Raw genomic sequence first — 19709 nt, 5'->3', positions numbered from 1 at the left:
AGCATCCTTCAGGCGGCGAGATCGGCGACGACCGCGTCGAGCACCGGAAAGCCATCCTGAGTCACGCGCAGCCGTCCATCCGGATCGACCGCGATGGCGCCCTCCTCGCGCAGCAGCGCGATGCGGCGCGGATCGAGCGCACGGCCGGAGATCGCGGCATACCGCCTGGGGTCGATGCCTTCGGCCAAACGCAGCCCCATCAGCAGGAATTCGTCGGCGCGCTCCTCGCGGTTGAGCTCGTCGTCGGTCATCACACCATGACCGTTGGACTCCACCCGCATCAGCCAGGCCTCCGGCCGCTTGTCGGTCGCGGTCGCATGCCTGATGCCGCCGATGTCGAGACGACCATGGGCGCCGGGGCCGATGCCGGCATATTCGTGGCCGCGCCAATAGATCAGATTGTGCCGGCACTCCGCGCCCGGGCGGGCATGATTGGAGATCTCATAGGCCGGCAGTCCGTGACGGCCACAGATCTCCTGCGTGACGTCGTACAAGGTGCGGGCCAGGCCTTCATCCGGCGTCTTCAGCTTGCCTGCGGCGTGCAGGCCGAAGAACGGCGTGCCTTCCTCGATCGTTAGTTGATACAGCGACAGGTGCTCAGCCGCCTCACCGATCGCGCGCGTCAGCTCCTCGGTCCACATCGCCGGCGTCTGGTCGGGCCGGGCGTAGATCAGATCGAACGAATAACGCTCGAACGCATTGCGCGCGATCGCCACCGCCTTCATCGCCTCCTCGGCGGTGTGCAGGCGTCCCAGCATCTTGAGCGACGCATCGTCCATCGCCTGGACGCCGAGCGAGACCCGGTTGACGCCGGCGGCGCGATAGCCGGCAAAGCGTGTCGCCTCGACGCTGGTCGGATTGGCTTCGAGTGACACCTCGACATCGCCAGCGACGTGCCAGTGCTTGCCGATCGCGTCGAGAATGGCGCCGACCGTCTGCGGCTGCATCAGCGACGGCGTGCCGCCGCCGAGAAAAATCGACGTGACGGTGCGCGGCCCGATGCGGGCGGCCGTGGTCGCGATCTCCTGCGCAAAGGCGCGGGCGAAGCGGTCCTGATCGATGGCGGCATGCCGGACGTGGCTGTTGAAGTCGCAATACGGACATTTCGACAGGCAGAACGGCCAGTGCACATAGACGCCGAACGCTTCGCTGTCAGCGCTGGTCAAGGCAGATCTCCGCGAGCTTCACAAAGGCGCGCGCCCGGTGCGACAGGCCGAGCCCGAGCGGCGGCAGGCCATGCTTCTCGATGCTGGTCATCTCGCCGAAGGTCCGGTCGTGCCCCTCGGGCAGGAACATCGGGTCGTAGCCGAAGCCGGCCGTGCCGCGCGGCGGCCAGACCAGGGCGCCGTCGACCCGCGCCTCGACCTCCTCGACATGACCGTCCGGCCACGCCACGCACAGCGCCGAGACGAAATGGGCGGTGCGCTTGTCGGCACTCCTCGCGCCCCGCTCCTGCAGCAGGCGCTCGATCCGCGCCATCGCGCTGGTGAAATCCTTGTCCGGTCCGGCCCAGCGCGCCGAATAGATCCCCGGCGCCCCATCGAGCGCATGAACCACGATGCCGGAATCGTCGGCAAAGGCAGGAAGCTGCGCGGCCTTGGCCGCGGCGACCGCCTTGATGCGGGCGTTGGCCTGGAAGGTCTCGCCGGTCTCGTCCGGCTCGTCCAGGCCGAGATCGCCGGCCGACACCGCCTCGACGCCATGGGGAGCGAGCAGCTCCCGCATCTCGGCAAGCTTGCCGGGATTGTGGGTCGCGATGACGAGGCGCCCCGTGAGCTTGCGATGACCGCTACTCACGCGACCGCCATCTTCTGCAGGTCGACCAGTCGCGCCACGCCCTTGCGGGCCAGTGCCATCAGCGCCAGGAGCTCGGCCTCGGTGAACGGCGTCTTCTCCGCCGTGCCCTGCACCTCGATGATGCGGCCGTCGCCGGTCATGACGAAATTGGCGTCGGTCTCCGCCTCGGAATCCTCGGCGTAGTCGAGATCCAGCACCGGCGTGCCGTTGTAGATGCCGCAGGAGATCGCGGCGACGTTGGCGCGCAGCACCTCGGTCTTGATCATGTTGCGCGACTTCATCCACTTGATGCAGTCGGCCAGCGCCACCCAGGCGCCGGTGATCGACGCCGTGCGCGTGCCGCCGTCGGCCTGCAGCACGTCGCAATCGACCGTGATCTGGCGCTCGCCGAGCGCTTCCAGGTCGATCGCGGTGCGCAGCGAGCGGCCGATCAGACGCTGGATCTCGACGGTGCGACCGGTCTGCTTGCCGGCGGAGGCCTCGCGCCGGGTCCGTTCCAGCGTGGCGCGCGGCAGCATGCCGTATTCGGCCGTGATCCAGCCGCGCCCCTGGCCCTTGAGCCAGGGCGGCAGCCGGTCCTCCAGCGTGGCGGTGACCAGCACATGGGTGTCGCCGAACTTCACCAGGCAGGAGCCCTCGGCGTATTTGACGACGCCGCGTTCCAGGCTCACGGCCCGCAGTTCATCCGGTGCACGGCGGCTCGGCCGCATGATTCTCTCCGTGAAAGCGCGCGAAAGACCGACTTTGACCGGCCTTGTAGGAGCCGCGACCGGCAGCGGCAAGGGCTTATCAAGGGTTTATCATGGCCTCGTCGCGCCCGAGAGCGCGCGACGACCGGCTTGCCACCGAGCCGCCGCATGGACACATTATAGGCAGCTGCGAGGAGAGCATCTGGTGGCCCACCACGATCCGATCAACCTGATGACACCGCCGGCCGGTCTGGCGCAGCTCAACGAGCGCTCGCGCGAGATCTTCCGGCAGATCGTCGAAAGCTATCTGGCGACCGGCGAGCCGGTCGGCTCGCGCAACATTTCGCGGCTGATCGCGGTTCCGCTGTCGCCGGCCTCGGTGCGCAACGTCATGGCCGATCTCGAGCAGCTCGGCCTGATCTACGCGCCGCACACCTCGGCCGGCCGGCTGCCGACCGAGGCCGGCCTGCGTTTCTTCGTCGATGCCCTGATGCAGGTCGGCGACATGACCGAGGCTGAGCAGCAATCGATCCAGAGCCAGCTCGCCGCGGTCGGGCGGGCGCAATCGGTCGAGGCCGCCCTGGACGAGGCGCTGACCCGGCTGTCGGGTCTGACCCGTGCCGCTGCCGTGGTTCTGACCGCCAAATCCAACACCCGGCTGAAGCACATCGAGTTCGTCAGGCTCGAGCCCGAGCGTGCGCTGGTCGTGCTGGTGGGCGAGGACGGGCAGGTCGAGAACCGGGTTCTGGTTCTGCCGCCGGGCGTGCCATCCTCGGCGCTGACTGAGGCGTCGAATTTCCTCAATGCCCGCATCAGAGGCCGGACGCTGGCGGAAGCACGGCTCGAGCTCGAGACGGCGCTGGCGCATGATCGCGCCGAGCTCGACCTGCTGACGCAGAAGGTGATCGCCGCCGGTGTCGCGAGCTGGTCCGGAGGGGACAGCGACGAGCGGCAGCTCATCGTGCGCGGCCACGCCAACCTGCTCGAGGACTTGCATGCGCTCGAAGATCTCGAGCGCGTGCGGCGGCTGTTCGACGATCTCGAGACCAAGCGCGGCGTCGTCGATCTCCTTGGACGGGCAGAGAGCGCGGAAGGTGTCCGCATCTTCATCGGCTCGGAAAACAAGCTGTTCTCGCTGTCGGGCTCGTCGACGATCGTATCGCCCTATTCCGACGCCACGGGTCGCATCGTCGGCGTGCTCGGCGTCATCGGTCCGACCCGGCTCAACTATGCCCGGGTGATCCCGACGGTCGATTATGCCGCGCGTCTGGTCAGCCGGCTGCTGGGCGGCTGACGCGTGACATGATTAACCCGCGGACAGCGCCTCCGGGCGCGATGGTCAGGCTGCGCTTGATTTTCGACGTTCAAAGCACGATATCCCGCCCCATACCCCCAAAACCCGTCAGCCGAACTTGCGAGTCTGTCCATGACCGATCCCGACCTGCACAAGAATGATCCGGAAAACCCGGCGCAGGCCAGCGACCCCGTCGTCTCCAAGCCCTACATCATGCCCGACGATCCTGAGACCGGCTCGGCCGAGGCCCTTGCCAAGGAGGCGGCCGACGCGCGCGACAAGATGCTGCGCACGCTGGCGGAGATGGAGAACCTGCGCAAGCGGACGGCCCGTGAAGTCGCCGATGCACGCATGTACGGCATCACCGGCTTCGCGCGCGACGTGCTCGACATCGCCGACAATCTGCAGCGCGCGCTCGATGCCGTGCCGGCCGAGACACGCGCCAATGCCGATGCAGGCCTCAAATCGTTGATCGAGGGCGTCGAGCTGACCGAGCGCTCGCTGCTCAACACGCTGGAGAAGAACGGCGTCAAGAAGTTCGATCCGACGGGACAGAAGTTCGACCCCAACTTCCAGCAGGCGATGTACGAGGTCCCGGATTCGTCGGTGCCGTCGGGCACCGTGGTGCAGGTCGTGCAGGCCGGCTTCATGATCGGCGAGCGCATCCTGCGTCCCGCGCTGGTCGGCGTGTCCAAGGGTGGCGCGAAGGCGGCGCCCGCGCCGAGCAACGATCAGTCGAACAGCGCCGCGTGACGGCGAGCATAGGCAGGCCTTCTCCTGCCGTCCTGTCAGTCCAACGAAGAAGCCACGGGCGGTGATGCCCGTGGCTTCTTGTTTGTCGGCGCGAGTTTGTAGTTCATGTCGCGGCAAGTGGACCGCGGCCGATGAGACCGCGGCGTCCGGATACCGAGTTGGGCTCAGCCTCTCGGCTGGATGCCGTCGCGGACGGCGCGGAAGCGCGGGAAGGCTACCGACCACTGATCGCGCGGCGCGCTGCCGATGATCCGCAGCGTATTCGGCCCGCCGAAGCGCAGCCATTGCACCACGGTCACCGGCGTATTGTCCTTGCCGCTGGTGGCTTCGAGCCGGGTCTCGTAGGCCGGCTGGCCGTCGATGCGGATCGGCTCGGACATCGTGATGCGCGCTTCGCGGACGCCCGGAATGGTGGTGGCCGCCTGCTGGGCGACACGCGCGCGGTCGCCCGCCTCCGGGGCCACCCCGGCCACGAGCCCGATCACCACGAAGGGCGCGGCTTCGAAGCCCTTGTCCTCTTCGCCGTCGGCCAGGATCAAGGCACCCGGCCCGAGCGTGCGGATGGTCTTGAACCCGGAGAGCTCGGTCACCTTGAACGGCATCATCGCGAGCTGCTCGTCGACGGGAACGTCCTTGCGGACGACGGCGGAGGCGAACATCTGACGCACGGCATCGTCGGTGTAGATCCGGCTCGCGGTCTCCGGGATCTGCACGGCCACGTAGCCGGAGAAGCCGTTGCCGGGCAGGATCATCGAGTAGCGCCGCACCGGCGTGGCGCCATCCCGACCGTTCTCAACCGTGTAGTAGGCGGTGCCGGCGGCGGTCTCGATGCTCTCCGGCTTGACGCTGCCGGTCCCGGCGGGATTGGCGGTAAACGCATTCTTCACCTCGCCATAGGCGGCCGCCGGCAGTTCGGTCAGCAGCACCTTGACGCTCTGGTCCTCGGTTTCGAAGCCGGAAAACGTCTTGGCCTTGGCGAGCCCCACCAGCGGCGCGAGCCCGATGCGGACGCCGGGCGGAAATATGGCTTCGGCGGCCATGGCGGAGTGCAGCAGCGACATCAGCAGGGTAGCCGCGGCGAAGAATCGAACGATCATCATCAAACATTGCCTCGTTGACCGAGGCCTCGCGCCGAGGCGGTCGGGGGTCCTCGCCAGCGTGGTCTTCGGCGGCACGCTTTTAGCGGCTTTGCGCCCCCCGCAACAGGCCGGGCGCGCGGTTTTGATCGCCTGCGGCGATCAGCGCGCCCTGCGGGTCGCATTTCCCAGGTCATTTCGCCTCGAAAGGCGGGTTGATGACGGTGCCGTGCTAGCCGCGCTTCAGGATTTCGACGCCATCGACGGTCTGCACCAGCACATAGGGCGCGAGCAGAGCCCTGATCTCGGGGTCGGAACGCGCCCAGTCGCCCCAGTCGCTGTTCTGATTGTCGATCAGGACGACGTCGGGCGGTTGCCTCCGGAAGTCGGCGATGATCCCGGCGCGTTCACGTTCCACATAGGGCGCGAGCCTCTGCGCAGTTTGTGAATCGATGGTTCCGTCTTGTTGCGACCGGCGAACGATTTCCCGGACCCAGAACGCCTCCTGGCGCGAGATCCAGGTGCCATCAAGGGTCCGCACCATGGGGTGCCCGATGACCGCCGCCGCGCTGAGCACCAGCATGCTCGGGCGCGGCCCGAGCCGGGCCACCTGGGCTTCGATCTGCTGGACGTCGACACTACCATTGAACCAGAAGCAGGTCTGCACGAAGAGCACGGCGCCGGCGAGAGCGGTGGCGACACGCGGCCAGCGTCGCGCGTCGCGGCTGGCGTCGATCGCCGACACGGCAAGGCCGGCGGCAAGCAGCGCCAGCGCCACCATCGGATAGGCATGGTAGCCCCAGCCCTTTTGCTGCGCGACGAATGACACCAGGAACCCGAGTGATGCGGCCAATGTGGTGAACGATGCGGCGTCGCGCTCGTGCTGCGTGCGCTGAAGAATGAGGATGATGACTGCTGCAGCCAGCCACAGGCCCATCGGCAGGGTCACGAGGATGGTCGGCACGGGCGCCTTCAGAAGCAGATAGACGTCGCGGACCAGCGGATAGATGACCGTGAAATATTCGGGAAAGAACAGGTAGATGCACGCCGCGTTGATCAGCACCAGGGCCGCGGCGATCCAGTTCTCCAGCGCGAACAGCACGCGCCAGTCGCGCGCCTGAGCCGCGGCGGCGAGTATGCAGAAGCCGACGCTGAAGGCGAAATAAGGCTTGAAGCTCATCGTGAGGCCGGCACTGAGCCCGGCGATGAGCATGGCCGCCGGGGCCACCCGCTCGCGCCTGGCGCGCAGGATGTACACCGCGATCGCCGGCAATATCGTGATCAGGGCCAGATGTTCCCGCTGGCCGAAATCATACATCGGCGCGATCAGAAGCAGGGCGGTCGTCCACGCCGCCAGCCTGCCGTCGGCGAGGCGATGGCGCAGGGCCGATGTCCGCAGCACCAGCCATACCAGCGTCAGGGATGCCGCGGTCAGCACGAAGATCAGGATATTCGTCGCCAGCTCGGGCCTGAGATGGATCGCACGCGCCAGCGCGACGGCCAGCAGATAGACCGACCCAGCCATCGGCGGGTTGGTCTCGAGGATGTCGACGTAGAGCCGCTGTCCATCGAGCATGCGCTCGCCGACGAGGAGCCACCAGCTGACATCGACATTGAGGGGAAGGACGTACCGCAGCCACGCCGCTGCAACCACGATGGCGCAGATCAGCAGTCCCGGGAACGTGGCTTGGCCGGCTTCGCGCGCGCGCTGCGGAAAGCTCCAATCGGAGTCGATGACCATGCCTCATTCCCGTCCCAGGAGTGCGGCAGGCTAGGGCCCGTGGGTTAACAACGCATTTCGGTCATTGGGGCAGATCAGCGGTACCGGATTTGTCGCACTTGCCCGCGACCGCACCCTCCTATTTCGCACGGGGCCATTCGACGTGCCGGCAGGTGGATTCGCGCAGTCGCCTCCGGTCCGAGCCGCCGTTTCGCGTCGCCGCCAATTCCGATGGGCCGCTCTGATGTCTCCATGAGGTCGTTCGGCGACGGCCGTGATTTTCGTTGGGTCGAACCCCTGGTCCGGTCCTTGCGGGCCAGTCCCCCCCTCCTATATGACGCTCATCGTCGCAATATCGCGAGCATTTGATCTGAGGGGGTTTTGGATGGGGGCGCCGTCAGGGCCCCACCCAACCTGCCGCAAAAAGAAGGAATATGAGACCATGGGAAAGGTCATCGGGATCGATCTCGGCACCACGAATTCGTGCGTGGCCGTCATGGACGGCAAATCGTCGAAAGTCATCGAGAACGCCGAGGGCATGCGCACGACGCCGTCGATCGTCGCGTTCAGTGACGATGGCGAACGCCTGGTCGGCCAGCCGGCCAAGCGCCAGGCCGTGACCAACCCCGAGCGCACCTTCTTCGCGGTCAAGCGACTGATCGGCCGCCGCTACGACGACCCGATGGTCGAGAAGGACAAGAAGCTCGTCCCCTACAAGATCGTCAAAGCCGGCAACGGCGACGCCTGGGTCGAGGCCGACGGCAAGACCTATTCGCCCTCGCAGGTCTCCGCCTTCATCCTGCAGAAGATGAAGGAGACCGCGGAAGCCCATCTCGGCCAGAAGGTCGATCAGGCCGTCATCACCGTCCCCGCCTACTTCAACGACGCCCAGCGCCAGGCCACCAAGGACGCGGGCAAGATCGCGGGCCTCGAGGTTCTGCGCATCATCAACGAGCCGACCGCGGCTGCGCTCGCCTACGGCCTCGACAAGACGAAGGCCGGCACCATCGCCGTGTACGACCTCGGCGGCGGCACCTTCGACGTCTCGATCCTGGAGATCGGCGACGGCGTGTTCGAGGTGAAGTCGACCAACGGCGACACCTTCCTCGGCGGTGAAGACTTCGACATGCGTCTGGTCAGCTACCTCGCTGACGAATTCCAGAAGGAGCAGGGCATCAACCTGCGCAACGACAAGCTCGCCCTGCAGCGCCTCAAGGAAGCTGCCGAGAAGGCCAAGATCGAGCTGTCGTCGACCACGCAGACCGAGATCAACCTGCCCTTCATCACCGCGGACCAGTCCGGTCCGAAGCATCTGACGATGAAGCTGACCCGTGCCAAGTTCGAGGCGCTGGTGGCCGACCTCGTCGAGAAGACCATCGAGCCGTGCCGCAAGGCGCTGAAGGATGCCGGCCTGACCGCCGGCGAGATCGGCGAAGTGGTGCTGGTCGGCGGCATGACCCGCATGCCGAAGATCCAGGAGATGGTGAAGCAGTTCTTTGGCAAGGAGCCGCATAAGGGCGTCAACCCCGACGAGGTGGTGGCGATCGGTGCGGCGATTCAGGCCGGCGTGCTGCAGGGCGACGTCAAGGACGTGCTGCTGCTCGACGTGACGCCGCTGTCCCTCGGCATCGAAACCTTGGGCGGCGTGTTCACCCGCATCATCGACCGCAACACCACGATCCCGACCAAGAAGAGCCAGGTGTTCTCGACCGCCGAGGACAATCAGAACGCGGTCACCATCCGGGTCTTCCAGGGCGAGCGCGAGATGGCGGCCGACAACAAGATGCTCGGTCAGTTCGACCTGATGGGCATTCCGCCGGCCCCGCGCGGCATGCCGCAGATCGAGGTGACCTTCGACATCGACGCGAACGGCATCGTCAACGTCTCGGCCAAGGACAAGGCCACCGGCAAGGAGCAGCAGATCCGCATCCAGGCCTCGGGTGGTCTGTCGGAAGCCGACATCGACAAGATGGTCAAGGACGCCGAGGCCAATGCCGCGGCGGACAAGAAGCGCCGCGAGGCGGTCGACGCCAAGAACCATGCGGACGCGCTGGTGCACTCCACCGAGAAGGCGCTGGCCGAGCATGGCTCGAAGGTCGCCGACACCGAGCGCCGCGCCATCGAGGATGCCGTCAGCGATCTCAAGGAAGCGCTGAAGGGCGACGATGCCGAGGCGATCAAGGCCAAGACCAACACGCTGGCCCAGGCGTCGATGAAGCTCGGCGAGGCCATGTACAAGCAGCAGGCCGAGACCGATGCGGCCCGCGACGCCGCCAAGGATGACGTGGTCGACGCGGAGTTCACCGAGGTCGACGACGACAAGAAGAAATCTGCTTAACTGAGGCAGAGGTAGTGACCATGACCCCCATGCCAAAGAGCGCACTTTGCGGCTCGTTGGATGGGGGTCATTTTCATTGACCCGGAACGCGCGCGGCGATCGCGCCAGCCGTTCCTATTGGGCGAAGTTCGGGCGGGTTTGATTGATGTCCACCAAGCGCTGCTACTACGAGACCCTGGAAGTCGAGCGCGACGCCGACGAGACCAAGCTCAAGGCCGCCTTCCGCAAGCTGGCCATGAAGTGGCATCCGGACAAGAATCCGGGCGATGCCTCCAGCGAAGTGAAATTCAAGGAAATCAACGAGGCCTACGAGGTGCTGCGCGACGCCGACAAGCGCGCCGCCTACGACCGCTATGGCCACGCCGCCTTCGAGCAGGGCGGCATGGGCGGCGCGCACGGCTTCGGCGCCGGCTTTGCCTCCTCGTTCTCTGACATCTTCGAGGACCTGTTCGGCATGGCCGGGCAGCGACGCGGCGGCACCGGGCGCGAGCGCGGCGCCGATCTGCGCTACAACATGGAAATCACCTTGGAAGAGGCGTTCCAGGGCAAGACGGCGCAGATCGAGATTCCGGTCTCGGTGACCTGCGAATCCTGCTCCGGCACCGGCGCCAAGGCCGGCACCAAGCCGAAGACCTGCTCGATGTGCGGCGGCGCCGGCCGCGTGCGGCAGGCGCAGGGCTTCTTCACCCTGGAGCGGACCTGCCCCGGCTGTCACGGCCGCGGCCAGATGATCGAGGACCCCTGTCCGTCCTGCTCCGGCTCTGGCCGCGTCACCCGTGACCGCACGCTGTCCGTCAACATTCCCCAGGGCGTCGAGGACGGCACCCGCATTCGTCTTGCCGGCGAGGGCGAGGCGGGGCTGCGCGGCGGACCGCCCGGCGATCTCTACATCTTCCTGTCGCTGACCCAGCACGAGTTCTTCCAGCGCGACGGCGCCGACCTGCATTGTCGGGTGCCGATCTCGATGGTGACGGCGGCGCTTGGCGGCGAGTTCGAGGTGCCGACGATCGACAAGGGCAAGACCAAGGTGAAGATTCCCGCCGGCGCGCAGTCCGGGCGCCGGTTTCGGATCGCGGCCAAGGGCATGCCGGTGCTGCGCTCGCGCCAGACCGGCGACATGTATGTCCAGATCGTGGTCGAGACGCCGCAGAACCTGACCAAGAAGCAGCAAGAGCTGCTGGCCGAGTTCGAGAAGCTGTCCTCGGGAGCGACCCAGCCCGAGGCGGCTGGCTTCTTCACCAAGGTCAAGGATTTCTTCGGCAAGGCGGCGAGCTGAGCCGTGAGTTCAAGCAAGCACGGCCAGGTGGCCTCGCCGAATGACTTCGGGATTCATGTGTCGAGCGAATTTGCTGCTTTGCACATGCAAAAAATTATCGAATGCAACTGTAAGAGCGCGGACCCGCCAGCCTTAATCGTACGTTACGGTTCGGCTTGACCGCCCCGCCTGCGCCCTATACGTCTTTGTGACTCTTTTCTGACATCGCCGTGAAGACGGTCCCGTCTGGTACTGAGATGCCCTTGCAAACGTCCGTGCGTGCGTCGAAAAAGCCTCTCCGTCTGGACGACGAAGTGCGCTTCCTCCGCTCATGGATCGAAAAGCCGCTGCACATGGGCGCCGTCATGCCGTCGAGTCGGCTGCTGGCCCGCACGATGGCGCAGTACGTCGATCCGCACGGGACAGGCCCCGTCATCGAGCTCGGACCGGGCACCGGCGCGATCACCAATGCGCTGGTCGAACATGGGATCGATCAGAAGCGGCTGGTGCTGGTCGAGTACAATCCGAGTTTCTGCGCCCTGCTGCGCGATCGCTACCCGCAGGCCAAGGTGGTCCAGGGCGACGCCTATCGCCTTCGCGACACGCTCTGGAACGTGCTGGGCGCCCCGGCCTCCGCCGTCGTCTCCGGCCTGCCGCTCGTGACCAAGCCGATGCTGACCCGCATGAAGCTGATCCGCGATGCGTTCGCGGCGATGTCGCCGAATGCGCCGTTCGTGCAGTTCACCTATTCCGTCGTACCGCCGATTCCGAAGTCGCTGCCCGGCGTCACCACGCAGGCATCCGAGCGCATCTGGATGAACCTTCCGCCGGCGCGCGTCTGGGTGTATCGCAAGCCCTGACCGGCGGCCGCGATCCTTCGTGGCGGGTCGTTGACCGACCTCACGATGTCCGCGCTGAAGATCCTCATCATCCCCGGTTCGACGCGGGTCGGCTCGCACAACGCGAAGCTCGCCGCGGCAGCCGCCTATCAGTTCGTGCAGGCCGGCGCCGACGTCACACGCATCTCGCTCGCCGACTTCCCGCTGCCGATCTACGACGCCGACCTCGAGGCGCAATCGGACATTCCATTTCACGCCGTGAATCTGACGCGCATGATCGGCGTTCATCATGCCGTGCTGCTGGTGACGCCGGAATACAACGCCTCGGTGCCGCCGCTGCTGACCAACGCCATCACCTGGATCTCGCGCGTCGACGAGCCGCCGGGCAGTCGCGGCGCGGTGTTCCGCAGCAGGCCGTTTGCGATCGCCGCCGCCTCCGAGAATCGCTTCGGCGGCGTGCGTGCACTCTCGGCGTTGCGGCTGATGCTGACTGCCTGCAACGCGACGGTGATCCCGAGCCAGCTTGCGCTGGCCTTCGCCGACAAGGCCTACAACGACATGGACCGGCTCAAACTGCCCGCCGACATCACGGCGCTCGACGCCCTGGTGCGGGAGCTGATCGTTGTCGCGCAACATACGATGTGAGGTGACATGCCGACCGAGATTGCTCCCCGCGACCGCCTGATCGTGGCGCTCGATTTGCCGAGCGTGGCGGATGCCGAAGCCATGATCATCAGGCTCGGCGACGCCGTGACATTCTACAAGATCGGCATGGAGCTGACCTATGCCGGCGGCCTCGGCCTCGCCGAACGGCTTGCGGCCGAGGGCAAGCACGTGTTCATGGACCTCAAGCTGCACGACATCCCGACCACCGTCGAGCGCGCCACCCGTCAGATCGCCAGGCTCGGCGCGCGCTTCCTCACCGTGCACGGCTTCTCCCAGAGCATGAAGGCCGCGCTCGCCGGCGCCGCCGGCTCCAGCCTCGAGCTGCTCGCCGTCACCGTGATGACGTCCTACGACGATGCCGACCTCGCCGCCGCCGGCTACGCCATGGGCGTCAAGGAGCTCGTGGCGCACCGCGCCAGGCAGGCCAAGGAGATCGGCATCCACGGCCTGATCCTGTCGCCCGAGGAGACCGAGCTGGTGCGCCCGCTGGTCGGCCCTGACATGCAGCTCGTCACCCCCGGGATCCGCCCGGCGGGATCAGACGTTGGCGACCAGAAGCGCATCATGACCCCGGTGCTGGCGATCGCCGGCGGCGCCGACCGCCTCGTCGTCGGCCGCCCGGTCACCGCCGCCGCCGATCCGGCAGCGGCCGCCGAGAGCATTGTCGCCGACATCGCCAGCGCCGTCGCGCTGGTCGGCAAGACCAACCGAACCTGAGCAAGGCGACCGAGAGCAAGGAGACGACAGGGATGCCCAAGGCCTATTGGATCGCGCGGATCGACGTGCACAACATGGACGGCTACAAGGACTACGTCGCGCAGAACGGCGCCGTGTTCCACCAGTACGGCGCCAAATTCCTGGTCCGTGGCGGCCAGTACGAGACCAAGGAAGGCACCTCGCGCTCGCGCAACGTCGTGATCGAGTTCAAGGACTACGCCACCGCGCTGGCATGTTACAATTCTGCCGAATACCAGCGGCTGGTGGCGATGCGCGCGCCGCATTCGCAAGGCGACCTGGTGATCATCGAGGGCTATGACGGACCGCAGCCCTGAGTGCGGCCCGGCTGCCCGCCGGCCTCGGTTGCCGCCGCCGCGCGCCCCGGCTATAGCCCTCGAAGGGGCGGAGGAGTTGACATGTCCAAGATGCGCTTGATCGTTGCCGGAGCCGGCGGCCGCATGGGCCGCGCCCTGGTGCGTGCGATCGCCGAGACCGACGGCGCCGTGCTGGCGGGCGCGCTCGAAGCTCCGGGCTCGGAGCTGATCGGCAAGGACGCCGGCGTTCTCGCCGGCCTGCCCGCCAACGGCATCACACTGTCGGGCGACCTCTGGACCATGTCGGCGGAGGCCGACGGCATCCTCGATTTCACCGTCCCGGCCGCGACCATCGCCAACGTCGCGATCGCCGCCGAGCGCGGCCTCGTCCACGTCGTCGGCACGACCGGCCTGTCGTCGTCGGACGACGCCGTCATCAAGAGCGTCACCAAGCGCGCCGTCGTCGTGCAGTCCGGCAATATGAGCCTCGGCGTCAACCTGCTGGCGGCACTGGTGAAGCAGGTGGCGAAGTCGCTCGATGCCGGCTTCGACATCGAGATCCTCGAGATGCATCACAAGCACAAGGTCGACGCGCCCTCGGGCACCGCGCTGATGCTCGGCCGCGCCGCCGCCGAGGGCCGCGGTATCGCGCTCGAGGAGCATTCCGCCCGTGGCCGCGACGGCATCACCGGCGAGCGCCGCAGCGGCGACATCGGCTTCGCCTCGCTGCGCGGCGGCACGGCGGCGGGCGATCACAGCGTCATCTTCGCCGGTCCCTCGGAGCGGCTGGTGCTGTCGCACCAGGCCGAGGACCGCATGATCTTCGCCCATGGCGCGCTGAAGGCGGCGCTGTGGGCGCATGGCAAGCCGCCGGGCTACTACACGATGGACGACGTGCTCGGCCTCAAGGACCTTTTCTAGTTCAACGTCGATGGAAGCGAACTGATGAGCGAACGTCTCCTGGTGCTGGTGCGCCACGGCCAGAGCGAGTGGAATCTGAAGAACCTGTTCACCGGCTGGAAGGACCCGGACCTGACTGAGCAGGGCGTCGCCGAGGCCAAGGAGGCCGGGCGCAAGCTGAAGGCGCAAGGGCTGATCTTCGACGTCGCCTTCACCTCGGTGCTGACGCGCGCCCAGCACACGCTCGATCTGATCCTGACCGAGCTCGGCCAGACCGGCCTGCCGACCAGCAAGAACCTCGCGCTCAACGAGCGCGACTATGGCGACCTCTCCGGCCTCAACAAGGACGACGCCCGCGCCAAATGGGGCGAGGAGCAGGTCCACGTCTGGCGCCGCTCCTACGACGTCCCGCCGCCCGGCGGCGAGAGCCTCAAGGATACGCTGGCCCGCGCGTTGCCGTACTACGTCCAGGAAATCCTCCCCGGCGTCCTCCGCGGCCAGCGCACATTGGTCGCCGCCCACGGCAACTCGCTCCGCGCCTTGATCATGGTGCTGGAAAAGCTGACGCCCGAAGGCATCCTGAAGCGCGAGCTCGCCACCGGCGTGCCGATCATCTACCGGCTGAACGCGGATTCGACCGTGGAGTCGAAGCTGGATCTGGCGAGCTGATCCAGCACGCGAGGTCAAGCGAGCTTAATAGCTCGTCATGCCCGGGCTTGACCCGGGCATCCATCCCCTTCAGCAGAAGGGCCGTCCAAGAAGATGGATGGCCGGGTCAGGCCCGGCCATGACGGTGGGAGGACTTAACAGAGGCACGGCTCTGACCTCGCGCAGCTTGCGGATACGTGCCTTCGCCCGCTCCGCTTGACGAGGCCGCGCCGAATGCGCAACCCATTGAAGTGATTCGCAAAACTGTGCTTAAAAATATCTTGACTAATCAATGGGTTAATCTTATATTTCATTTCGAAATGGATCGGCATAGTCGGTCGGCGCTAAAGAAAGGTCACGGTCGCAGCCGTGGCCTTTCTGCTGTCATGGGAAGACCTTTAGACCGTACCCATAGATGTTACCGAACATCGATTTACGAATTCGCTTTTTGACAACGGTCCAATCCTTACGAGATTCATCACCCGTTTCTACAAATCTCGCGACGGTGTACGCGGCCAAATCTGCATACTGATGACCGCCGACATTTTCGGCCTTCTTCTTGAAGTCGATTTCAAAATGAAAAGTTTGCCCACGAAAATTATTTCCGGAACAGATCTCGGTGAACCACTCGAGCGTGCGGGCATCTTCGTTCCCGCCTCTTTCCTCAAAAACGCAAAGCAATCTGTTTGTTGGAGTAAGCTTGCCCGACCAGTGCATATGCAATCGCTCAAGGACAAACTGAAGGCTAAGGAAGAACGGATTCGTAGGGTTAGAGTACTGTTTGACGAGCTTTGGCTTATCAATGGCGGCAGCAACTATGTGGCCGTCCAAATTATCGAAGAGATAGCAAATTTTCTCCATAAACCGTTGTTGCGCTGCCGGGTCTTTTAAGAATAGGAATGGCTGCGCTTTCTTCCGAATTTTATGACCATGAATCACAACGCACTCGTGGCCGAAAAAGTAGTACTTCATTGCCGTCAGGTTGGACGCCGCATTCACAACGTACTTCTCGACAGTCATCGTGACCGCGCAGATGGCGAAAACCGGAAACTTAGGATCGATCTTTTCAATCCCGTGATCGCCAGTTTCGTCAATAAAAGCGATATAGGTAGGATTTCGCGCTGAAAACGCCATCAAAGCAGGGCTCGCGGCTCGATGCGTGGATAAAAGCCGGTTCAATGCAAAGTTGCAATGGCTAAGGGGCGATTTTCGAAAGCAGATGCTGCACCGACCCTGCTCGAATCGGACAAAGCTGCCCTCCGCTGAATGCGGAGCATCGCCTACTCGCATCGTCGTGGATAGCAAGAGCTTCGATGGCTTCGTCTAGCGCCTATATCCTGAGCGTTCAAACGCCGAGACAGTTCTGAAATTCGCGACGACTGGATCGTCGGCCGTCGCAGACTAGGACAGCGGGATGTTACCAACACCGGCTCGGCGCGGCTGCTGGCGTTAACTTGTGCAAGAGACCCTGCGGGGGGAGGTGGTTAAGGCATTTGGCCTTCTACCCCATCCCCACCTGCCCAGCCTCCCACCCAAGCATCGCCTGCTTGCGTGTCAGCCCCCAGTGATAGCCCGTCAGCGCTCCGCTCTTGCCGAGCGCGCGATGGCACGGCACCACGAACGAGATCGGGTTCTTGCCGACCGCGGCGCCCACGGCGCGCGAGGCCTTCGGGGACTCCAGTCGCGTCGCGATGTCCGAGTAGCAGACGGCGCGGCCCATCGGGATCTTGAGCAGGGTCTCCCAGACGCGGACCTCGAAATCGGTGCCGATCAGCACGACGCGGAGCGGCTGGTCGGGGCGCCACAGGGTCTTGTCGAAGATGCGCTGGGCGAGGCCGGCGGTGCCGGGGACGTCCTCGACGTAGGTGGCGCGGGGCCAGCGGCTCTTCATGTCGGCGAGTGCGGAGGCCTCCTCGCCGGGGTCGGCGAAGGCGAGGCCGGCGAGGCCGCGCGGGGTGGCCATCACCAGCGCGATGCCGAACGGACAGGGGTGGAAGCCGTAACGAAGCGTGGTGCCGGCGCCGCCGGTCTTCCATTCACCGGGCGACATCGCCTCATGGGTGACGAACAGGTCGTGCAGCCGGCCGGGGCCCGACAGGCCCGAGTCGAGCGCGGCGTCGAGCACGCTGGCCGAGCCCTTCAGCAGGCCCTTGGCGTGGTCGAGCGTCAGCGCCTGCATGAACGCCTTCGGCGTCAGGCCGGCCCAGCGCCGGAACAGATGGTGCAGCTCGTCGGGCGTCAGGCTGGCGGCGTCGGCCATGTCCTCGATGGCCGGCTGCCGGCGCCAGTGTTCCGAGATGAAGGCGATGGCGCGGCGCACCGAATCGTAGTCGCGCAGCGCCGCCGTCTGTTGCGGGCCCGGCTTGGCCAGGGCGGAGTCGTGAATGGCGAGGGTCATCATGGGTTTGGATGTAGGGCGGCCGGGGCGGGTACTCCACCCGATTTCTGATCGGGGGGCTATGGCGAATGTGATCGGCTGGGCTGATCGTTTCGGGCCTCATGGTTCGAGACGCGCCGCTTGGGCGGCGCTCCTCACCATGAGGGTCAAGCGCCGCAAACGGCCGCTGCACGCAAAACCACGAACACGCCGACAGCGTGTTTATGGCGAGGGAATGGACCACTGCTTCATCTTATCGCCTTGGGGTCTCTTTGCGGGCGAAGGTCTTCCCCCCGAAAGCCGCTCTGCGCGCTGAGAGAGCCTGCAGCGCATCGAGATCGCCGCGGATCAAGGCCTCTTTCTTGGCGCGACTCCATTTCTTCAGGCGGCGTTCGCTTTCGATGGCATCCGTGATCCGCTCGAACCACTGCGAGTAGAGCAGTTTGACGGGACGCCGGGTCAACGTGTACCCGCCGAAGGTCCCGTCATTATGCTGGGCGACCCTCAGCTCCAGCGATGTCCTCGTGGTTCCGACGTACAGGCGTCCGTCGGCGCAGAGCACGATGTAGAGATACGCGCCTTCGGTCATGACGATCCTCGTGCCCTGTCTCTCCTCACCCTGAGGAGCCCGCCGAAGGCGGGCGTCTCGAACGGCGAGGCCCGTGCTGTGGCCTCATGGTGCGAGACCCAAGGACGGCCGCGGGGTTGCTCCTCGTTCCCCAGGGGAGTGCTGGCCGAGATAACGCCCTACAGCGGATTGTACACCGGCCCCCGCTTCGCCGCCTGCAACCCCGCCGTCAGCGCCTTGGCAAAGCTCGCCTTCTCCTCCGGGCCAAGGAAGCTCGCGATGGCGACGCGCTGGCCGCGGGCGACGAGGTAGAGGCGCTCGATGCCGAACTCCTCGTGGGTTTCCTGGTCGAGCCGCACCCAGAGCGGGTTGAAGCGCCATTCCATGACGTGGCCCTTGTGGCTGACGCGGCGCAGGCGCAGCTCGGTCAGGGTGATCGAGACGTCCTCATAGGCGTTGGCGCGGCGGAAGTTGACCTTGAAGGCCCAGTAGATCGCCAGCGCATCCAGGCCGAAGAAGCCCAGCACGGGCCAGGCGCCCATCAGCAGCGAGGCGATGCCGCCGATGAAGCTGATGGCGCAGACCACGACCATCAGCACCAGAAACCCGGTGCGGCTGAGCGAGCGATGCGGCGTCAGCCGGGCCGCGAACAGCTCGGGATCAGCGGCGTCGGTGCCGGTCTCCTGATACGCAAAAGCGTTGCCTGGCGTCATGGGGCCTCAGTATACCCGGATCATGGCCAAAATCACCCGCCCCCAACGCGCCAAGCCGGCGCCGGTTCGCAGCCCCTTGAAGAAGGCCGCTCCCAAGGCAGCTCCCAAGTCAGCCCCTAAGGCCGCCTCGAAACGGTCCGCCAAGAAGGCCCCGACGGCCAAGCCGAAGAGCCCTGCCCGGTCGGTCAAGAAAGCGTTGAGCGCGGCCAGGCCCTGGACCCCGGCCGAGATCCGCGAGGCCTTCAGCCGCTTCGCACAGGCCAATCCGGAGCCGAAGGGCGAGCTCGAGCACCTCAACCCCTACACCCTGCTGGTCGCCGTGGTGCTGTCGGCGCAGGCGACCGACGCCGGCGTCAACAAGGCGACGCGGCCGCTGTTCGCCGTCGCCGACACGCCGCAAAAGATGATCGCGCTCGGCGAGGACAAGCTCCGCGACACCATCAAGACCGTCGGCCTCTACCGCACCAAGGCCAGGAACGTGATCGCGCTGTCGCAGAAGCTGATCAGCGAATTCGGCGGCGAGGTGCCGCGCACGCGCGCTGAACTGGAATCGCTGCCGGGCGCCGGCCGCAAGACCGCGAACGTCGTGCTCAACATGGCGTTCGGCGAGCACACGATGGCGGTCGACACCCATGTGTTCCGCGTCGGCAACCGCACCGGCTTGGCCCCTGGCAAGACGCCGCTGGAGGTCGAGCTCGGGTTAGAGAAGGTGATCCCGGCCGAGTTCATGCTGCACGCGCATCACTGGCTGATCCTGCACGGCCGCTACACGTGCCTGGCGCGCAAGCCGCGCTGCGAGCTGTGCCTGATCAAGGACCTCTGCCGCTGGCCCGAGAAGACCGCCTGATACGTTGTGCGTGACGAACGGTTTCGCCTGAGAACGCGTTTGACAGTCACTATTGTGTCACGGCGCGACGCCGTCTCACCATGGCCGGGCCACATCGCCGCCCGCATTGGACATAAGATGACACCCATAATCCGGGGCGATGTGAGTGGCGCGTGACGATTCCCGCGTTCTCGGACCTTTCTGCGCCGGGACGTTGAA

At 65.8% G+C, this 19709-nt stretch carries 20 protein-coding genes; 11 read left to right on the top strand and 9 right to left on the bottom strand.

What is annotated here, in order from left to right:
- Positions 1-8: 8 nt before the first annotated feature.
- Genes hemW through rph form a run of 3 tightly spaced genes read right to left on the bottom strand, consistent with a single transcriptional unit; the run spans position 9 to position 2507 of the window.
- Positions 9-1166, bottom strand: coding sequence for a radical SAM family heme chaperone HemW (gene hemW / locus QX132_RS31340; protein ID WP_315740396.1), 1158 nt, complete (start codon positions 1164-1166; stop codon positions 9-11).
- Positions 1153-1797, bottom strand: a complete 645-nt coding sequence (gene rdgB / locus QX132_RS31335) for an RdgB/HAM1 family non-canonical purine NTP pyrophosphatase (RefSeq protein WP_316163690.1) — start codon at positions 1795-1797, stop codon at positions 1153-1155. The genes hemW and rdgB overlap by 14 nt, the downstream gene beginning before the upstream one ends.
- A complete protein-coding gene (gene rph / locus QX132_RS31330) occupies positions 1794-2507 on the bottom strand; it encodes a ribonuclease PH (RefSeq protein ID WP_315759102.1) in 714 nt (237 codons plus the stop codon). Before rph ends, rdgB begins: the two co-directional genes overlap by 4 nt.
- A 184-nt stretch (positions 2508-2691) precedes the next feature.
- Here rph and hrcA point away from each other — a divergent pair, with 184 nt between their 5' ends.
- Together hrcA and grpE are read left to right on the top strand one after the other, a co-directional pair.
- Positions 2692-3780 carry a heat-inducible transcriptional repressor HrcA gene (gene hrcA / locus QX132_RS31325; protein ID WP_315740393.1) on the top strand — a complete coding sequence of 363 codons (1089 nt, stop codon included), beginning with the start codon at positions 2692-2694 and terminating at the stop codon, positions 3778-3780.
- A gap of 132 nt (positions 3781-3912) precedes the next feature.
- Entirely contained in the window at positions 3913-4533 is a 621-nt protein-coding gene (gene grpE, locus QX132_RS31320) for a nucleotide exchange factor GrpE (RefSeq protein ID WP_315740392.1), read from the top strand.
- 164 nt (positions 4534-4697) lie between these two features.
- Here the strand turns inward: grpE and QX132_RS31315 are convergent, their stop codons facing one another.
- Together QX132_RS31315 and QX132_RS31310 are read right to left on the bottom strand one after the other, a co-directional pair.
- Positions 4698-5633 carry a hypothetical protein gene (locus QX132_RS31315; RefSeq protein ID WP_315778145.1) on the bottom strand — a complete coding sequence of 312 codons (936 nt, stop codon included), beginning with the start codon at positions 5631-5633 and terminating at the stop codon, positions 4698-4700.
- A 208-nt stretch (positions 5634-5841) separates the two neighbouring features.
- Entirely contained in the window at positions 5842-7350 is a 1509-nt protein-coding gene (locus QX132_RS31310; protein WP_315784961.1) for a hypothetical protein, read from the bottom strand.
- 421 nt (positions 7351-7771) lie between these two features.
- Between QX132_RS31310 and dnaK the strand changes: the two genes are divergently transcribed.
- The 8 genes from dnaK (at position 7772) to QX132_RS31270 (ending at position 15027) form a co-directional block, all read left to right on the top strand.
- Complete coding sequence (gene dnaK / locus QX132_RS31305; protein ID WP_315740389.1) at positions 7772-9667, top strand: molecular chaperone DnaK; 1896 nt, start codon at positions 7772-7774, stop codon at positions 9665-9667.
- A 145-nt stretch (positions 9668-9812) separates the two neighbouring features.
- Positions 9813-10943, top strand: coding sequence for a molecular chaperone DnaJ (gene dnaJ, locus QX132_RS31300; RefSeq protein WP_315740388.1), 1131 nt, complete (start codon positions 9813-9815; stop codon positions 10941-10943).
- Between the two features lie 236 nt (positions 10944-11179).
- A complete protein-coding gene (locus QX132_RS31295; RefSeq protein WP_315740387.1) occupies positions 11180-11782 on the top strand; it encodes a class I SAM-dependent methyltransferase in 603 nt (200 codons plus the stop codon).
- 45 nt (positions 11783-11827) lie between these two features.
- Entirely contained in the window at positions 11828-12406 is a 579-nt protein-coding gene (locus tag QX132_RS31290) for an NAD(P)H-dependent oxidoreductase (protein ID WP_316163689.1), read from the top strand.
- 6 nt (positions 12407-12412) lie between these two features.
- Positions 12413-13144, top strand: coding sequence for an orotidine-5'-phosphate decarboxylase (pyrF, locus tag QX132_RS31285; protein ID WP_316163688.1), 732 nt, complete (start codon positions 12413-12415; stop codon positions 13142-13144).
- Between the two features lie 32 nt (positions 13145-13176).
- The gene (locus tag QX132_RS31280) at positions 13177-13479 is read left to right on the top strand and encodes a DUF1330 domain-containing protein (protein ID WP_315759109.1); all 303 of its coding nucleotides are present in this window, start codon (positions 13177-13179) and stop codon (positions 13477-13479) included.
- Between the two features lie 81 nt (positions 13480-13560).
- Positions 13561-14379, top strand: a complete 819-nt coding sequence (gene dapB, locus QX132_RS31275) for a 4-hydroxy-tetrahydrodipicolinate reductase (protein ID WP_316163687.1) — start codon at positions 13561-13563, stop codon at positions 14377-14379.
- A 24-nt stretch (positions 14380-14403) separates the two neighbouring features.
- Positions 14404-15027 (top strand): 2,3-bisphosphoglycerate-dependent phosphoglycerate mutase, encoded by a 624-nt coding sequence (locus tag QX132_RS31270; RefSeq protein WP_316163686.1) that lies wholly within the window; start codon positions 14404-14406, stop codon positions 15025-15027.
- Between the two features lie 363 nt (positions 15028-15390).
- On the opposite strand, the gene QX132_RS31265 is transcribed toward QX132_RS31270, so the two are convergent.
- From QX132_RS31265 to QX132_RS31250, 4 genes are all read right to left on the bottom strand, one after another.
- Positions 15391-16140, bottom strand: coding sequence for a DUF3800 domain-containing protein (locus QX132_RS31265; RefSeq protein WP_316163685.1), 750 nt, complete (start codon positions 16138-16140; stop codon positions 15391-15393).
- A 367-nt stretch (positions 16141-16507) separates the two neighbouring features.
- Entirely contained in the window at positions 16508-17407 is a 900-nt protein-coding gene (locus tag QX132_RS31260) for a bifunctional helix-turn-helix domain-containing protein/methylated-DNA--[protein]-cysteine S-methyltransferase (protein ID WP_316163684.1), read from the bottom strand.
- A 229-nt stretch (positions 17408-17636) separates the two neighbouring features.
- A complete protein-coding gene (locus tag QX132_RS31255; RefSeq protein WP_316163683.1) occupies positions 17637-17972 on the bottom strand; it encodes a GIY-YIG nuclease family protein in 336 nt (111 codons plus the stop codon).
- A 158-nt stretch (positions 17973-18130) separates the two neighbouring features.
- Positions 18131-18664: a DUF2244 domain-containing protein gene (locus tag QX132_RS31250; protein ID WP_316163682.1), complete on the bottom strand. Its 534-nt coding sequence runs from the start codon at positions 18662-18664 to the stop codon at positions 18131-18133.
- A 22-nt stretch (positions 18665-18686) separates the two neighbouring features.
- On the opposite strand from QX132_RS31250, the gene nth reads away from it, so the two are divergent.
- A complete protein-coding gene (gene nth, locus QX132_RS31245; protein ID WP_316163681.1) occupies positions 18687-19511 on the top strand; it encodes an endonuclease III in 825 nt (274 codons plus the stop codon).
- The last annotated feature ends 198 nt before the right edge of the window (positions 19512-19709 follow it).

The organism is Bradyrhizobium sp. SZCCHNRI20481, assembly GCF_032485055.1.
GTDB lineage: Bacteria > Pseudomonadota > Alphaproteobacteria > Rhizobiales > Xanthobacteraceae > Bradyrhizobium.
This window is presented reverse-complemented; position numbering and strand designations above follow the sequence as displayed.

Bases quoted from the DNA above. Each gene is read 5' to 3' on its own strand.
- rph (WP_315759102.1), bottom strand. From the start codon at position 2,507: ATGCGGCCGAGCCGCCGTGCACCGGATGAACTGCGGGCCGTGAGCCTG.
- grpE (WP_315740392.1), top strand. From the start codon at position 3,913: ATGACCGATCCCGACCTGCACAAGAATGATCCGGAAAACCCGGCGCAG.
- QX132_RS31315 (WP_315778145.1), bottom strand. From the start codon at position 5,633: ATGATGATCGTTCGATTCTTCGCCGCGGCTACCCTGCTGATGTCGCTG.
- QX132_RS31310 (WP_315784961.1), bottom strand. From the start codon at position 7,350: ATGGTCATCGACTCCGATTGGAGCTTTCCGCAGCGCGCGCGCGAAGCC.
- dnaK (WP_315740389.1), top strand. From the start codon at position 7,772: ATGGGAAAGGTCATCGGGATCGATCTCGGCACCACGAATTCGTGCGTG.
- dnaJ (WP_315740388.1), top strand. From the start codon at position 9,813: ATGTCCACCAAGCGCTGCTACTACGAGACCCTGGAAGTCGAGCGCGAC.
- QX132_RS31295 (WP_315740387.1), top strand. From the start codon at position 11,180: ATGCCCTTGCAAACGTCCGTGCGTGCGTCGAAAAAGCCTCTCCGTCTG.
- QX132_RS31290 (WP_316163689.1), top strand. From the start codon at position 11,828: ATGTCCGCGCTGAAGATCCTCATCATCCCCGGTTCGACGCGGGTCGGC.
- pyrF (WP_316163688.1), top strand. From the start codon at position 12,413: ATGCCGACCGAGATTGCTCCCCGCGACCGCCTGATCGTGGCGCTCGAT.
- QX132_RS31280 (WP_315759109.1), top strand. From the start codon at position 13,177: ATGCCCAAGGCCTATTGGATCGCGCGGATCGACGTGCACAACATGGAC.
- dapB (WP_316163687.1), top strand. From the start codon at position 13,561: ATGTCCAAGATGCGCTTGATCGTTGCCGGAGCCGGCGGCCGCATGGGC.
- QX132_RS31270 (WP_316163686.1), top strand. From the start codon at position 14,404: ATGAGCGAACGTCTCCTGGTGCTGGTGCGCCACGGCCAGAGCGAGTGG.
- QX132_RS31265 (WP_316163685.1), bottom strand. From the start codon at position 16,140: ATGGCGTTTTCAGCGCGAAATCCTACCTATATCGCTTTTATTGACGAA.
- QX132_RS31260 (WP_316163684.1), bottom strand. From the start codon at position 17,407: ATGATGACCCTCGCCATTCACGACTCCGCCCTGGCCAAGCCGGGCCCG.
- QX132_RS31255 (WP_316163683.1), bottom strand. From the start codon at position 17,972: ATGACCGAAGGCGCGTATCTCTACATCGTGCTCTGCGCCGACGGACGC.
- QX132_RS31250 (WP_316163682.1), bottom strand. From the start codon at position 18,664: ATGACGCCAGGCAACGCTTTTGCGTATCAGGAGACCGGCACCGACGCC.
- nth (WP_316163681.1), top strand. From the start codon at position 18,687: ATGGCCAAAATCACCCGCCCCCAACGCGCCAAGCCGGCGCCGGTTCGC.